Origin of the sequence: Enterobacter cloacae complex sp. 370H10 (assembly GCF_050031535.1) — a bacterium.
In the GTDB taxonomy this organism is placed as follows: Bacteria; Pseudomonadota; Gammaproteobacteria; order Enterobacterales; family Enterobacteriaceae; genus Enterobacter; species Enterobacter intestinihominis.
Map to the genome: position 1 here is coordinate 4,551,791 of NZ_JBLGWG010000001.1, position 13,287 is coordinate 4,565,077.

At 55.5% G+C, this 13,287-nt stretch carries 12 protein-coding genes and 1 other RNA gene; 7 read left to right on the forward strand and 6 right to left on the reverse strand.

The genetic code is table 11. From position 1 onward, the window contains the following. Nucleotides 1-73 precede the first annotated feature (73 nt). From tdcA to garL, 5 genes are all read right to left on the reverse strand, one after another. Entirely contained in the window at nt 74-994 is a 921-nt protein-coding gene (gene tdcA / locus ACQG2Q_RS22475) for a transcriptional regulator TdcA (RefSeq protein ID WP_023298702.1), read from the reverse strand. A gap of 672 nt (nt 995-1,666) precedes the next feature. Next, nucleotides 1,667-2,043: RNase P RNA component class A (gene rnpB / locus ACQG2Q_RS22480), an RNA gene on the reverse strand. A gap of 32 nt (nt 2,044-2,075) precedes the next feature. Continuing rightward, a complete protein-coding gene (gene garK / locus ACQG2Q_RS22485; protein ID WP_063849794.1) occupies nt 2,076-3,221 on the reverse strand; it encodes a glycerate 2-kinase in 1,146 nt (381 codons plus the stop codon). Nucleotides 3,222-3,277: 56 nt separating this feature from the next. Further along, nucleotides 3,278-4,168 carry a 2-hydroxy-3-oxopropionate reductase gene (garR, locus tag ACQG2Q_RS22490; RefSeq protein WP_022649490.1) on the reverse strand — a complete coding sequence of 297 codons (891 nt, stop codon included), beginning with the start codon at nt 4,166-4,168 and terminating at the stop codon, nt 3,278-3,280. Between the two features lie 21 nt (nt 4,169-4,189). Next, the gene (garL, locus tag ACQG2Q_RS22495) at nt 4,190-4,960 is read right to left on the reverse strand and encodes a 2-dehydro-3-deoxyglucarate aldolase (protein WP_003862676.1); all 771 of its coding nucleotides are present in this window, start codon (nt 4,958-4,960) and stop codon (nt 4,190-4,192) included. Between the two features lie 366 nt (nt 4,961-5,326). Between garL and garD the strand changes: the two genes are divergently transcribed. Then, on the forward strand, nt 5,327-6,898 hold the full coding sequence (garD, locus tag ACQG2Q_RS22500) for a galactarate dehydratase (protein ID WP_063849793.1): 1,572 nt from the start codon (nt 5,327-5,329) through the stop codon (nt 6,896-6,898). A 107-nt stretch (nt 6,899-7,005) separates the two neighbouring features. Here the strand turns inward: garD and ACQG2Q_RS22505 are convergent, their stop codons facing one another. Beyond that, a complete protein-coding gene (locus ACQG2Q_RS22505) occupies nt 7,006-7,809 on the reverse strand; it encodes a DeoR family transcriptional regulator (RefSeq protein WP_015571958.1) in 804 nt (267 codons plus the stop codon). A 239-nt stretch (nt 7,810-8,048) separates the two neighbouring features. Here ACQG2Q_RS22505 and kbaZ point away from each other — a divergent pair, with 239 nt between their 5' ends. Genes kbaZ through nagA form a run of 6 tightly spaced genes read left to right on the forward strand, consistent with a single transcriptional unit; the run spans nt 8,049 to nt 13,088 of the window. Next, nucleotides 8,049-9,356 carry a tagatose-bisphosphate aldolase subunit KbaZ gene (kbaZ, locus tag ACQG2Q_RS22510; RefSeq protein WP_032677146.1) on the forward strand — a complete coding sequence of 436 codons (1,308 nt, stop codon included), beginning with the start codon at nt 8,049-8,051 and terminating at the stop codon, nt 9,354-9,356. A 19-nt stretch (nt 9,357-9,375) separates the two neighbouring features. After that, the gene (gene agaV, locus ACQG2Q_RS22515; protein ID WP_003861728.1) at nt 9,376-9,849 is read left to right on the forward strand and encodes a PTS N-acetylgalactosamine transporter subunit IIB; all 474 of its coding nucleotides are present in this window, start codon (nt 9,376-9,378) and stop codon (nt 9,847-9,849) included. Between the two features lie 10 nt (nt 9,850-9,859). Next, nucleotides 9,860-10,639: a PTS N-acetylgalactosamine transporter subunit IIC gene (gene agaW, locus ACQG2Q_RS22520; protein ID WP_003861730.1), complete on the forward strand. Its 780-nt coding sequence runs from the start codon at nt 9,860-9,862 to the stop codon at nt 10,637-10,639. Then, nucleotides 10,629-11,507, forward strand: coding sequence for a PTS N-acetylgalactosamine transporter subunit IID (gene agaE, locus ACQG2Q_RS22525; RefSeq protein ID WP_022649494.1), 879 nt, complete (start codon nt 10,629-10,631; stop codon nt 11,505-11,507). Before agaW ends, agaE begins: the two co-directional genes overlap by 11 nt. 16 nt (nt 11,508-11,523) lie before the next feature. Beyond that, nucleotides 11,524-11,958, forward strand: coding sequence for a PTS galactosamine/N-acetylgalactosamine transporter subunit IIA (gene agaF / locus ACQG2Q_RS22530; RefSeq protein WP_032626392.1), 435 nt, complete (start codon nt 11,524-11,526; stop codon nt 11,956-11,958). Continuing rightward, on the forward strand, nt 11,955-13,088 hold the full coding sequence (gene nagA, locus ACQG2Q_RS22535; protein WP_063849792.1) for an N-acetylglucosamine-6-phosphate deacetylase: 1,134 nt from the start codon (nt 11,955-11,957) through the stop codon (nt 13,086-13,088). Before agaF ends, nagA begins: the two co-directional genes overlap by 4 nt. The last annotated feature ends 199 nt before the right edge of the window (nt 13,089-13,287 follow it).

Consider the following 13,287-nt stretch of genomic DNA (forward strand, 5'->3'; position numbering starts at 1 on the left):
TTGTTTTCAGGCAAAGTCAGGGTATCAGAGCGTTAAAAAGCGTCGCTCCGGGCATTTTAAATCATCATTATTTCTATCGTCGTTTTTCGATATTCATCGACGAATATTGTTTTGCCAGTTCAACTAATACTGACGCCGATTTTTTAATACTGTAATTTTTTGACCACACGGCAGCATAACGCGCCACAGGTAATGCATCTTCCACCGGCAGGACAATAAACTGGTCCGAGCCGAATGGCGCAATCATGTCACGGGGGATCACCGTCAGGTAATCGGCATTGAGAACAAGGTTATAGATGGTGACGACGGAATCGGTCTGGACGATGTTTTCAATGCTGATGTGGTTATCTTGCAGGGTGGTCAGGAGTTCGTTGTAGTAGCCCATATCGGTTTGCGGCATCACCCACTGCTCGTGCGTGAGCGATGCCAGTCTGGTCGGGCCGGTGCACGTTCGTGATTTACTCGCCACCAGCACAAACTCAGATTCAAAGAGTGGCTCAACGTGAAGATCCTGGAGCAACATCCCGTCGCTCAGCGTGCCGATGGCGAAATCCAGCCGGCCATCGCGAATGGCGGGCAGGAATGAAGAGAGCTGCGCTTCATACATTGAGACGCGCGCCTTTGGGAACACTTCCTTGAATTTTTTGATCATCCCGGACAGAAAGGTGAAGCCAATCAGCGACGGATAGCCGAAGGAGACGTCCATGACGGTACTGAAACTGAGGCTGTTGATCTCGCTCACCATGTTTTTCATTTCGCGGGTGATCGACTCAGCGTAGGACAGCAGCACCTGACCGGCGGCAGTGAGTTTTACGCCGGTGTTTTTACGCACCATCACTTCCACCCCAAAGTAAGATTCGATGTCGCTGATGATTTTGCTGACGGCAGGTTGCGTCAGCCCCAGTTGTCTTGCAGCAGAACCTATAGAGCCACTTTTGATGACTTCCTGAAATACCACGAGGTGCTGTGTTTTCGGTAGAATAATAGTATTCATAATATTCTGCGCTTATTTCCATATGACGCAGCGGATTCTACCCAATATTGTTTCAGGGGGTATGTGCTGTTACTCACAATTTGCCAGGATGCCCTTTTTACAACCACATTTAAAATCGATTTATAATCTTATTATTCAAACAGTTAGATAGCTAAAAATACGCAATTACGCTGATATTGATCAACAAAATCCGCGGTAATAAATTTATTTTATGGCAATAACCAGCATGAATTTTTTTGCCTTAACAATATTAATAAAGACTATCTTTCAGGCAATTAAAGGTTAATAAACCATCATTATTCTTTTAAAACATTTTTGTGGTTTATCAACTTTGTCAGGAATATTTTCTCAGCTTCCGGTTAAAGAGTGGGATATATCACACATTCACCAGAAGAATGTTTTTAGATTCAATATTAAATTATCAAATGAATAACATTCAGCATCACTGAGTCAACATTCACAACATCTGTTCAACACTAAAATTTTCTAATTTTATAGCGTTAAATTTTGTGATTACGATCATGCGCAGCAGATGAAAGGAACGCATAATCGGTAAAGCAGTGAAATGTGCTTGGCGTCGCAAAATTGAGAATTGATGTCGTTTGGCGTTTCGCTGACCCGGCATGCAACCTTCAGAAAACAAAAACCCCGCCGAAGCGGGGTTTCGTAAGAAGTTGAAGCTGACCGATAAGCCGGGTTCTGTCGTGGACAGTCATTCATCTAGGCCAGCAATCGCTCACTGGCTCAAGCAGCCTACCCGGGTTCAGTACGGGCCGTACCATGTGAACCCCTATTTGGCCTTGCTCCGGGTGGAGTTTACCGTGCCACGGACTGTTACCAGCCGCGCGGTGCGCTCTTACCGCACCCTTTCACCCTTACCTGATCCCGCTTACGCGGGCCATCGGCGGTTTGCTCTCTGTTGCACTGGTCGTGGGTTTCCCCCCCAGGCGTTACCTGGCACCCTGCCCTGTGGAGCCCGGACTTTCCTCCCCTCCGCCCGTCTCCCCCGAAAGGGACGACGACGAAGCGGCGACTGTCTGGTCAGCTTCGGCGCGCAGTATAGAGGGTTTGCGCGCCGCTGTCACCCCTGGCTACGCATGCCTACCTGCAATGTGGCCGCGATATTGCGCGAGGCGCGGTAAATGTTGTCGTACGCTCCCTGGAACGCCTCTTCCAGTGAACCGATGCGGGTCAATACGCTGAACACCGCGTCGATGCCGTACTGATGCACCACACCCACATCCTGCGTCAGACTTCCGGCAATCCCTATCACCGGCTTATGGTATTTTTTGGCGACGCTCGCCACGCCGACGGGCACTTTGCCATTAATGCTCTGGCTGTCGATGCGCCCTTCTCCCGTCAGCACCCACGTGCAGTCGTGAATATGTTCTTCAAGATTGAGCGCCTGAGTGACAATCTCAATGCCGCTTTTCAGCTCAGCGCCCAGGAAGGCCATCAGCGCCGCGCCCATGCCGCCCGCCGCTCCTGCCCCCGGAACCGGGTTGACGTCAATGCGCAGCGATTTTTTGATCACCTCGGCGTAGTGGCTAAGACTGGCGTCGAGTTCGAGGATCATCTCCTCCGTGGCGCCTTTTTGCGGGCCAAAGATACGCGACGCGCCGCTTTCACCGACCAGCGGATTCGTCACGTCACAGGCGACGCGGATTGCGCACCCCTGAAGACGCGGATCAAGATCCGAAATATCAATACGGTTCAGCGCCATCAGGCTGCCGCCGCCGTAGCCGATCTCCGTCCCGTTCGCATCCGTAAACCTCGCGCCCAGCGCCTGCATCATACCCGCGCCCCCATCGTTGGTTGCGCTCCCGCCGATACCGATAATGATGTTGCGCGCGCCTTTATCCAGCGCGCGGAGGATCAGCTCCCCCGTCCCGCGCGACGTCGTGACCAGCGGGTTACGCTGCGCGGGAGGAACAAGTACCAGGCCGCTGGCGGCGGCCATCTCGATAAACGCGGTGGTACCGTCGCCCGAGATCCCCCAGTTGGCCTTCACCTTTTCCCCTAACGGGCCGGTGACGACAGCCTGCTGCCAGGTGCCCTGCGTCGCGGCGATCATCGCTTCAACCGTACCTTCTCCGCCGTCAGCAACGGGAACAGACACGTAATGAGCGTCGGGGAAAATTTCCCGAAATCCTTTTTCTATCGCCTGCGCCACCTCAGTGGCAGACAGGCTTTCTTTATAAGAGTCTGGCGCGATTACGATTTTCATAGTTGTATGCCTGAGCCGTAGGCCCGGTAAGCGTAACGCCACCGGGCGGGACGTCATTAGCGAGCAATTTCAACCTTCGCCAGCTTTTCGTAATAGCACGCTAACGCGCTGTGATCGGCGGTGCCCAGACCGTCCGCACGCAGCGCCTGCATCATCTCCATGACGGCGGCAGTCAGCGGCAACTGCGCGCCCACGCCGTGGGAGGTATCCAGCGCATTCGCCAGATCTTTAATGTGCAGATCGATGCGGAAGCCCGGCTTGAAGTTACGATCCATCACCATCGGTGCCTTGGCATCCAGCACGGTGCTGCCCGCCAGACCACCGCGAATGGCCTGATAGACCAGATCCGGATTAACGCCCGCTTTGGTGGCCAGCGTCAGTGCTTCGGACATGGCCGCGATGTTCAACGCCACAATCACCTGGTTTGCCAGCTTGGTGACGTTGCCTGCGCCAATTTCACCGGTATGCACCACGGAGCCAGCCATGGCTTTCATCAGGTCGTAGTATTTGTCGAACACGGCTTTATCGCCCCCCACCATTACCGACAGAGTACCGTCGATGGCTTTCGGTTCGCCGCCGCTGACCGGCGCATCCAGCATCTCCACGCCTTTCGCTTTCAGCGCCTCACTGATTTCGCGGCTCGCCAGCGGCGCGATAGAACTCATGTCGATCACCACCAGACCCGGCTTCGCGCCGTCGATAATGCCGTTCTCACCCAGCGCCACCTCTTTCACGTGCGGGGAGTTTGGCAGCATGGTGATAATGACATCGCACTGCTCGGCGATCGCTTTTGCAGTTGTCGCCGTTTCTGCGCCAGCCGCAATCACTTCTGCCACCGCGTCTGAATTACGATCTAAAACCACCAGTGAGTAACCTGCTTTGATGAGGTTTTTGCTCATTGGTTTGCCCATGATACCCAGGCCAATAAAACCCACTTTCAGCGTCATAATCTGTTTCCTCAATGATGGTTATTTTTTAAAAGCGTCTGCTAATTTCTGCGTGGCGGCGCGGAATACGCCGAGGTCGCTGCCGACGGCGACAAACGTTGCGCCCCACTCCAGGTAGCGGCGGGCATCAGCTTCCACCGGCGCCAGAATGCCGCACGGTTTACCGTGCGCTTTGGCACGGGCAAAAATGTGCTGGATTGCCCGCTGCACGTCCGGGTGGCTGGCGTTGCCCAGATGACCAAAGGCGGCCGCCAGATCGCTCGGGCCGACGAAAATACCGTCGACACCTTCGGTCGCGGCAATGGCGTCGACGTTATCGACCCCCTGCTGGCTCTCGATCTGAACCAGAATGGTGATGTTCTTGTTGGACTGGGCGAAATAGTCCGGCACGGTGCCAAACATGTTGGCGCGGTGCGAGACAGACACGCCGCGGATCCCTTCCGGCGGATAGCGGGTGGCAGCTACGGCCAGCACCGCTTCTTCTTCCGTTTCAACAAACGGGATCAGGAAGTTGTAGAAGCCGATATCCAGCAGACGCTTGATGATCACCGGCTCGTTGGTAGGTACACGCACCACCGGCGCGCTGTGGCTGCCTTTCAGCGCCATCAGCTGCGGAATAAACGTGTTGATATCGTTTGGCGCATGTTCGCCGTCCAGTACCAGCCAGTCGAATCCGGCCAGGCCCAGCACTTCGGTGCTGATGGGGTTGGCCAGCGCAGACCAGCAGCCAATCTGAATCTGATGCGCCGCAAGGGCCGCTTTAAATTTATTCGGGAAGATGTCGTTACTCATTACGTATACCTTTTTTAATTCCGCAGTTTTAGCCAGTAGCTTTTCTTATTTATTCCGACTCAGCGTCAGCGTTATATTTATTTACTGACTGAATTTTGGCGTTATAAAATCGTCATTCAGTATAATCGTCACCACCCGGCAGCACATTGTCTCAATGCTCAATTATCCAACGGGGTTAGCACGCTATTTTGAGCATATGCCCAATGCAGTGGGCGCTGATGCACAGAATCAACGATTAGTGTTTCGGGAGCGATCGCGATCACATTCTCACTTTTCCTCTCCTGACATTCTTTATTTCCTCAATAAGAAACGATTAACCATCTGGCTATATTTAGTATCAGATATTTTGCTGGAGATGAGTGAACAATGGCCGATATTGAAATTCGACAGGCGGCGCCGACGGCGTTCTATATAAAAGTGCACGATACCGATAACGTGGCGATTATTGTCAACGACAATGGCTTAAAAGCGGGTACCCGCTTTCCGGACGGGCTGGAGCTGATTGAGCACATTCCGCAGGGGCACAAAGTCGCACTGGTCGATATCCCGGCGCAGGGCGAAATCGTGCGCTACGGCGAAGTCATCGGCTATGCGGTGCGCGCTATCCCGCAGGGTAGCTGGATTGAGGAGTCGCTGGTTGAGCTGCCCACCGCCCCGCCGCTGGAGACGTTGCCGCTGGCTACCCGCGTCCCTGAGCCGTTACCTCCGCTGGAGGGTTATACCTTCGAAGGTTACCGCAACGCGGATGGCAGCGTGGGAACCAAAAACCTGCTTGGCATCACCACCAGCGTGCATTGCGTGGCGGGTGTCGTGGATTACGTGGTGAAAATTATTGAGCGCGATCTGCTGCCGAAATACCCCAACGTTGACGGCGTGGTGGGTCTTAACCACCTGTACGGCTGCGGCGTGGCGATCAACGCGCCCGCAGCGGTCGTGCCGATCCGCACGATCCACAATATCGCCCTTAACCCGAACTTTGGCGGCGAGGTGATGGTGATTGGCCTCGGCTGTGAAAAATTGCAGCCAGAACGCCTGTTGCAGGGTACTGAGGATGTGAAAGCCATTCCGGTTGACGAGGCCAGTATTGTGCGTCTTCAGGATGAACACCATGTCGGCTTCAGATCGATGGTCGACGACATTTTACAGGTGGCAGAGCGCCATCTGGAGAAGCTGAACAAACGCCAGCGTGAAACCTGCCCGGCCTCTGAACTGGTGGTTGGGACACAGTGTGGCGGTAGCGATGCGTTTTCCGGCGTCACCGCTAACCCGGCGGTAGGTTATGCCTCCGATCTGTTCGTGCGCTGCGGCGCCACGGTGATGTTCTCTGAAGTCACCGAAGTGCGTGATGCTATCCACCTGCTCACGCCGCGCGCCGTCAACGAAGAGGTGGGCAAACGCCTGCTGGAGGAGATGGCCTGGTACGATAACTATCTCGACATGGGCAAAACCGACCGCAGCGCCAACCCGTCGCCGGGTAACAAGAAAGGCGGCCTGGCAAACGTGGTGGAAAAGGCCCTCGGGTCGATTGCCAAATCCGGCCAGAGCGCGATTGTGGAAGTGCTCTCACCTGGTCAGCGACCAACCAAACGCGGTCTGATCTACGCGGCAACGCCTGCCAGTGATTTCGTGTGCGGCACCCAGCAGGTAGCATCCGGCATTACGGTACAGGTCTTTACCACCGGACGCGGCACGCCGTACGGCCTGATGGCGGTACCGGTGATCAAAATGGCGACCCGCACCGAGCTGGCAAACCGCTGGTATGACTTAATGGATATCAACGCGGGCACCATCGCCACCGGGGAAGAGAGTATTGAAGAGATGGGCTGGAAGCTGTTCCACTTCATTCTGGATGTGGCAAGCGGACGGAAGAAAACCTTCTCCGATCAATGGGGATTGCATAACTCGCTGGCGGTGTTTAACCCGGCACCGGTGACGTGATGGCCCCTCACCCTGTCCTCTCCCCACCGGGGAGAGGGTAAAAAAACCGCAACGAGCAGTCCCCTCTCCCCTATGGGGAGAGGGTTAGGGTGAGGGGAAAAGCCTCTTTAGACCAGCACCACATCGATCCCGCTTTTGCGTAACCCTTCCAGGCTTTCCGCCGGAATACCTTCATCAACGATAATCATGTCGATCCGCTGAGTATCAATGATTTTATGCAGGCTTGAACGGTTAAACTTGCTGGAATCAGTGACAACGATAATACGCTCCGCCACCTCGCACATTTTCCGGTTCAGACGGGCTTCATCCTCGTTGTGCGTACTCACCCCCCGATCGAGATCGATGGCATCGACGCCCAGGAACAGCAGGTCAAAATGGTAATTCTGTAAGGACTGCTCCGCCTGGTCACCATAGAAGGACTGCGACTGACGGCGCAAGTGCCCGCCGGTCATCAGCAGCTCCACTCCCTCCGCTTCCAGCAGCGCGTTTGCCACGTTCATCCCGTTGGTCATGGCAATGACATCGGTATGCTGGCGCAGCATGCGGGCAATTTCAAAGGTCGTGGTGCCGGAGTCCAGAATAATGCGATGACCCGGCTTCACCAGTTCAGCCGCCGCCTGCGCGATGCTGCGCTTCACAGCCGTATTAAGGGAACTTTTGTCCTCAACGGACGGCTCCACGCCGGGGGCATTGCCTTCGCAAATCAGCGCGCCGCCGTAAGCGCGAACGGCAATCCCCTGCTTTTCCAGAAAGGCCAGATCGTTACGGATCGTCACCGTCGACACGCCGTATAAAAGAGAAAGATCGTTAACCTGCACGCTTCCCTGCGCCCGCAACCGCTGAATGATCTGCTCTCGCCTTTCACTGGTGCCGGTGATGCGCTTCTCTGCGGATGAATCGGTGCTGCTCATACGAGCTCCTTAGTAAATAAACTTTCGTTTCATTTCGTTTTGCTTATTAACGCCTTTCTTTTGAGGGAATGCAAGCCCTGTATGGTGAGCAGACGCAAGCTTAACCGCCGCTGAAACCTTTCATTATGTTTCTTTTGTGAAACAGATCGGAAAACTATTATCTTTCGTTTTATTTTTACCCCACCATAATGCAGTATCAAATGAAACAAAACGAAAGATGAATACCAACACCATCCGAAATGGAGAGGAAAGTGAAACATCTGACAGAAATGGTGGAACAACATAAACGGGGGAATACAAACGGGATTTACGCCGTCTGTTCCGCACATCCATTGGTACTTGAAGCTGCAATTCGTTACGCCCATTCACAACAGACGCCTCTGCTGATTGAAGCCACCTCAAACCAGGTGGATCAGTTTGGCGGCTATACCGGTATGACGCCCGCCGATTTTTATGGGTTTGTCTGCAATCTGGCGGGATCCCTCGGTTTCCCCACCTCACAGCTGATCCTTGGCGGCGATCATTTAGGTCCTAACCGCTGGCAAAACCTGCCAGCTTTGCAGGCGATGGCGAACGCCGACGATCTGATCAGAAGCTACGTGGCGGCCGGATTTAAAAAAATTCACCTCGATTGCAGCATGTCCTGCGAAGACGATCCGGTTCCTTTAACCGATGCAATCGTTGCCGGGCGTGCCGCTCGGCTGGCTAAAATTGCCGAAACCACCTGTCTCGAGCAATTTGGCGTAGCGGATCTGGTCTACGTTATCGGCACGGAAGTTCCGGTTCCCGGTGGGGCACACGAAACGCTGACCGAGCTTGAGGTCACCACACCAGAGGCGGCACGTGCCACGCTTGAGGCACACCGCCACGCATTCGAGAAGGAAGGGTTAAGCGACATCTGGCCGCGCATTATTGGCCTGGTGGTTCAGCCTGGCGTTGAGTTCGACCATGCGCACGTTTGTGACTATCAACCGCATAAAGCCGTCGCACTGAGCAAGATGGTTGAAGCCTACGACACGCTCGTATTTGAGGCACACTCTACCGATTACCAGACGCCGCAGGCGCTGCGCCAGTTGGTGAAAGATCACTTCGCCATTCTGAAAGTCGGCCCTGCGCTAACCTTCGCGCTGCGCGAAGCGCTGTTCTCCCTGGCTGCAATTGAAGAAGAGCTTTTGCCGGCAAAAGCCTGCTCAGGACTGCGTCACGTCCTGGAAAACGTGATGCTCGATCGCCCGGAATACTGGCAAAGCCACTATCACGGCGACGGCAATGCCCGTCGCCTGGCCCGCGGTTACAGCTATTCCGACCGCGTGCGCTATTACTGGCCAGACAGCCAGATTGACGAGGCTTTTGAGCGACTGGTACGCAACCTGGCGGATGAACCGATCCCGCTGCCGCTGATCAGCCAGTATCTGCCGTTGCAGTACAGCAAAGTTCGCGAGGGTGCTCTCAGGTCCACACCACGGGAGCTCATTCTCGACCACATTCAGGACATACTCCAGCAGTACCATGCCGCCTGCGAAGGCGTAACGACTCAACACGCATAATTAAAAAGAGGAAAACGCTATGCCAAACATTGTCTTATGCCGCATTGATGAACGCCTGATCCACGGTCAGGTGGGCGTACAGTGGGTGGGGTTTGCGGGGGCGAACCTGGTGCTGGTGGCAAATGACGAGGTTGCAGACGATCCGGTTCAGCAAAACCTGATGGAGATGGTGCTTGCGGAAGGCATCGCCGTGCGTTTCTGGTCCCTGCAAAAAGTGATCGACAACATTCATCGCGCCGCCGATCGGCAGAAAATTCTGCTGGTCTGTAAAACACCGGCTGATTTTTTAACGCTGGTCGAGGGCGGCGTGCCCATCACCCGTATCAACGTCGGAAATATGCATTACGCCAGTGGCAAACAGCAAATTGCCAAAACGGTATCTGTAGACGCGAACGATATCGCCGCGTTTAACGGCCTGAAGGCGGCCGGAGTGGAATGCTTCGTTCAGGGCGTTCCAACAGAGACTGCTTTGGATCTCTTTAAACTGCTCTGAGGGATTCACAATGGAAATCAGTCTGTTGCAGGCTTTCGCGCTGGGGCTTCTCGCCTTTATCGCGGGCCTGGATATGTTTAACGGCTTAACACACATGCACCGTCCGGTGGTGCTCGGGCCACTGGTTGGCCTGATTCTGGGCGATCTGCACACCGGAATTCTGACCGGCGGTACGTTAGAACTGGTCTGGATGGGTCTCGCGCCGCTGGCGGGCGCGCAGCCGCCAAACGTGATTATCGGCACCATCGTTGGCACCACATTTGCCATTACCACAGGCGTGAAGCCGGATGTCGCGGTTGGGGTCGCCGTGCCGTTTGCCGTGGCGGTTCAGATGGGGATCACTTTCCTCTTCTCGGTGATGTCCGGCGTGATGTCCCGCTGCGATCGCATGGCGGCTAACGCAGACACCCGTGGTATTGAACGGGTCAACTATCTGGCACTGCTGGCGCTCGGCGTCTTCTACTTCCTGTGTGCGTTTCTGCCCATCTACTTCGGGGCTGAACACGCGAAAACCGCCATTGATGTCCTGCCGGAACGTCTGATCGACGGTCTGGGCGTCGCGGGCGGCATCATGCCAGCGATCGGCTTCGCTGTGCTGCTGAAGATCATGATGAAAAACGTCTACATCCCTTACTTCATTATCGGCTTTGTCGCCGCGGCCTGGCTGAAACTGCCGGTGCTGGCGATTGCCGCGGCTGCGCTGGCGATGGCGCTGATCGACCTGCTGCGCAAATCGCCTGAACCGACGGCGCCTGCGGCCCAGAAAGAGGAATTTGAAGATGGCATCTAATCCAACCACCCTGCCGGGCGTGTCTGAAAGTGAAGAGACGCTGCTGACCGGCGTGAATGAAAACGTCTACGAAGACCAGAGTATTGGCGCTGAGCTAACGAAAAAGGATATTAACCGTGTCGCCTGGCGTTCCATGCTGCTACAGGCCTCGTTCAACTACGAGCGAATGCAGGCCTCCGGCTGGCTGTATGGGCTACTGCCCGCGCTGAAAAAGATCCACACCAATAAGCGGGACCTGGCGCGCGCCATGAAAGGCCATATGGGCTTCTTTAACACCCACCCGTTCCTGGTGACCTTCGTCATCGGCATTATTCTGGCAATGGAGCGTTCCAAGCAGGATGTGAACAGCATCCAGAGCACTAAAATTGCCGTCGGTGCACCGCTCGGTGGCATTGGTGACGCCATGTTCTGGCTAACCCTGCTGCCTATTTGCGGGGGGATTGGCGCCAGCCTGGCGCTACAGGGATCCATTCTTGGCGCCGTGGTCTTTATCGTGCTGTTTAACGTGGTGCATCTCGGCCTGCGTTTTGGTCTGGCGCACTATGCCTACCGGATGGGTGTCGCCGCGATCCCGCTGATCAAGGCCAACACCAAAAAGGTTGGTCATGCTGCGTCCATTGTCGGGATGACGGTGATTGGTGCGCTGGTGGCAACCTATGTGCGCCTGAATACCACACTCGAGATTAAAGCCGGGGATGCGGTCGTCAAACTGCAAACCGACGTGATCGACAAACTGATGCCCGCCTTTCTGCCGCTGGTCTACACCCTGACCATGTTCTGGCTGGTACGCCGTGGCTGGAGCCCGCTGCGCCTGATTGGTATCACCGTGGTGCTGGGCGTTGTCGGTAAATTCTGTCACTTCCTGTAAAAGCAAAGAGGTTGCGATGTTAGGCATTATTTTGACGGGTCATGGCGGTTTTGCCAGCGGGCTGGAACAGGCGATGAAGCAAATCCTCGGCGAACAGCCGCAGTTTATCGCCATCGATTTTCCGGAAAGCTCCACCACTGCGCGGCTGACCGCGCAGCTTGAGCAGGCAGTGAATGATTTGGATGCAGAGCACGATATCGTGTTTCTCACCGATCTTCTCGGCGGTACGCCGTTTCGTGTGGCCTCTACCCTCGCGATGCAACACCCCGGCAGCGAAGTGATCACCGGCACCAATCTCCAGCTTTTGCTGGAGATGGTTCTGGAGCGCGACGGGTTAAGCAGTGAAGCATTTCGTTTGCAGGCGCTGGAGTGCGGCCATCGCGGCCTGACCAGCCTGGTGGATGAGCTTGCACGCTGTCGCGAGGAAGCGCCCGCCGAGGAAGGGATATGAGCCAGCTGCTGCGCGCGCGTCGTCTGCTTACCGGGCAGGGCTGGCTGGATGACCATCAGCTGCGCATGGATAGAGGCGTCATCACCGCCATCGAGCCGATTCCGGCAGGGGTTAACACCCGCGAGGCAGACCTGCTTTGCCCGGCATACATTGATATCCACGTCCACGGCGGCGCGGGTGTGGATGTGATGGATGATGCCCCCGACGTGCTGGACCGGTTAGCCATGCATAAAGCGCGTGAAGGCGTGGGGGCGTTTCTGCCTACCACCGTCACCGCTCCGCTGGAGGCGATCCATAGCGCGTTACGGCGCATTGCCCGACGCTGTCATGTCGGTGGCCCCGGTGCGCAGGTCCTGGGCGGCTATCTGGAAGGCCCGTACTTTACGCCGCAGAACAAAGGGGCACATCCGCAAGAACTGTTTCGCGAACTGGATCTCGCGGAACTTGATGATCTGATTGCGGTTTCGCAGAACACGCTGCGGGTAGTGGCGCTTGCTCCGGAAAAAGCGGAAGCCCTGAAGGCGATCCATCACCTCAAGCAAAAAGGGATACGCGTCATGCTGGGCCACAGCGCCGCTACATACGCGCAAACCCTGGCCGCATTTGATGCAGGCGCAGCCGGGCTGGTGCACTGCTACAACGGCATGACGGGGTTACACCACCGGGAGCCCGGCATGGTTGGCGCTGGCCTTACGGACCCACGCGCGTGGCTGGAGCTTATTGCCGACGGGCATCACGTTCATCCTGGAGCCATGCGGCTGTGTTGTTGCTGCGCGAAGGATCGTACGGTGCTGATTACCGATGCCATGCAGGCGGCGGGTATGCCTGATGGACGCTATACGTTGTGTGGTGGAAATGTCGAGATGCAGGGCGGCGTTGTCCGCACGGCCTCAGGCGGGCTTGCGGGCAGCACGCTCGCGCTGGATGCCGCCGTGCGAAATATGGTGGAGCATACGGGGGTCGCCCCAGAGCAAGCTATCCATATGGCTTCACTGCATCCCGCCCGTCTGCTCGGTATGGATCACTTGCTGGGATCGTTAGCGCCTGGCAAACGCGCCAATATTATTGCGCTGGATGCGGGTTTACACCTCCGGCAGATTTGGATCCAGGGTCAGGCTCTTTCCCTGTAGCCCTTTCACAGTGTGCCCTGTTGGCCTTACGGAAGACGATCGTAAGGCCTTTCTTTTCCTTTCCTTGATTTTCTCCTTTCCTTTCGCGATCACACTTTTCGTTTTATTTCTTTTACGCCATTGAACTTTCGATTTCTTTTCTATAGATTTTATTTAACTGCTAAAGTGAACAAGTGAAACGAAACGAAAGATAGCGACA

Bases quoted from the DNA above. Each gene is read 5' to 3' on its own strand.
- tdcA (WP_023298702.1), bottom strand. From the start codon at position 994: ATGAATACTATTATTCTACCGAAAACACAGCACCTCGTGGTATTTCAG.
- garK (WP_063849794.1), bottom strand. From the start codon at position 3,221: ATGAAAATCGTAATCGCGCCAGACTCTTATAAAGAAAGCCTGTCTGCC.
- garR (WP_022649490.1), bottom strand. From the start codon at position 4,168: ATGACGCTGAAAGTGGGTTTTATTGGCCTGGGTATCATGGGCAAACCA.
- garL (WP_003862676.1), bottom strand. From the start codon at position 4,960: ATGAGTAACGACATCTTCCCGAATAAATTTAAAGCGGCCCTTGCGGCG.
- garD (WP_063849793.1), top strand. From the start codon at position 5,327: ATGGCCGATATTGAAATTCGACAGGCGGCGCCGACGGCGTTCTATATA.
- ACQG2Q_RS22505 (WP_015571958.1), bottom strand. From the start codon at position 7,809: ATGAGCAGCACCGATTCATCCGCAGAGAAGCGCATCACCGGCACCAGT.
- kbaZ (WP_032677146.1), top strand. From the start codon at position 8,049: ATGGAGAGGAAAGTGAAACATCTGACAGAAATGGTGGAACAACATAAA.
- agaV (WP_003861728.1), top strand. From the start codon at position 9,376: ATGCCAAACATTGTCTTATGCCGCATTGATGAACGCCTGATCCACGGT.
- agaW (WP_003861730.1), top strand. From the start codon at position 9,860: ATGGAAATCAGTCTGTTGCAGGCTTTCGCGCTGGGGCTTCTCGCCTTT.
- agaE (WP_022649494.1), top strand. From the start codon at position 10,629: ATGGCATCTAATCCAACCACCCTGCCGGGCGTGTCTGAAAGTGAAGAG.
- agaF (WP_032626392.1), top strand. From the start codon at position 11,524: ATGTTAGGCATTATTTTGACGGGTCATGGCGGTTTTGCCAGCGGGCTG.
- nagA (WP_063849792.1), top strand. From the start codon at position 11,955: ATGAGCCAGCTGCTGCGCGCGCGTCGTCTGCTTACCGGGCAGGGCTGG.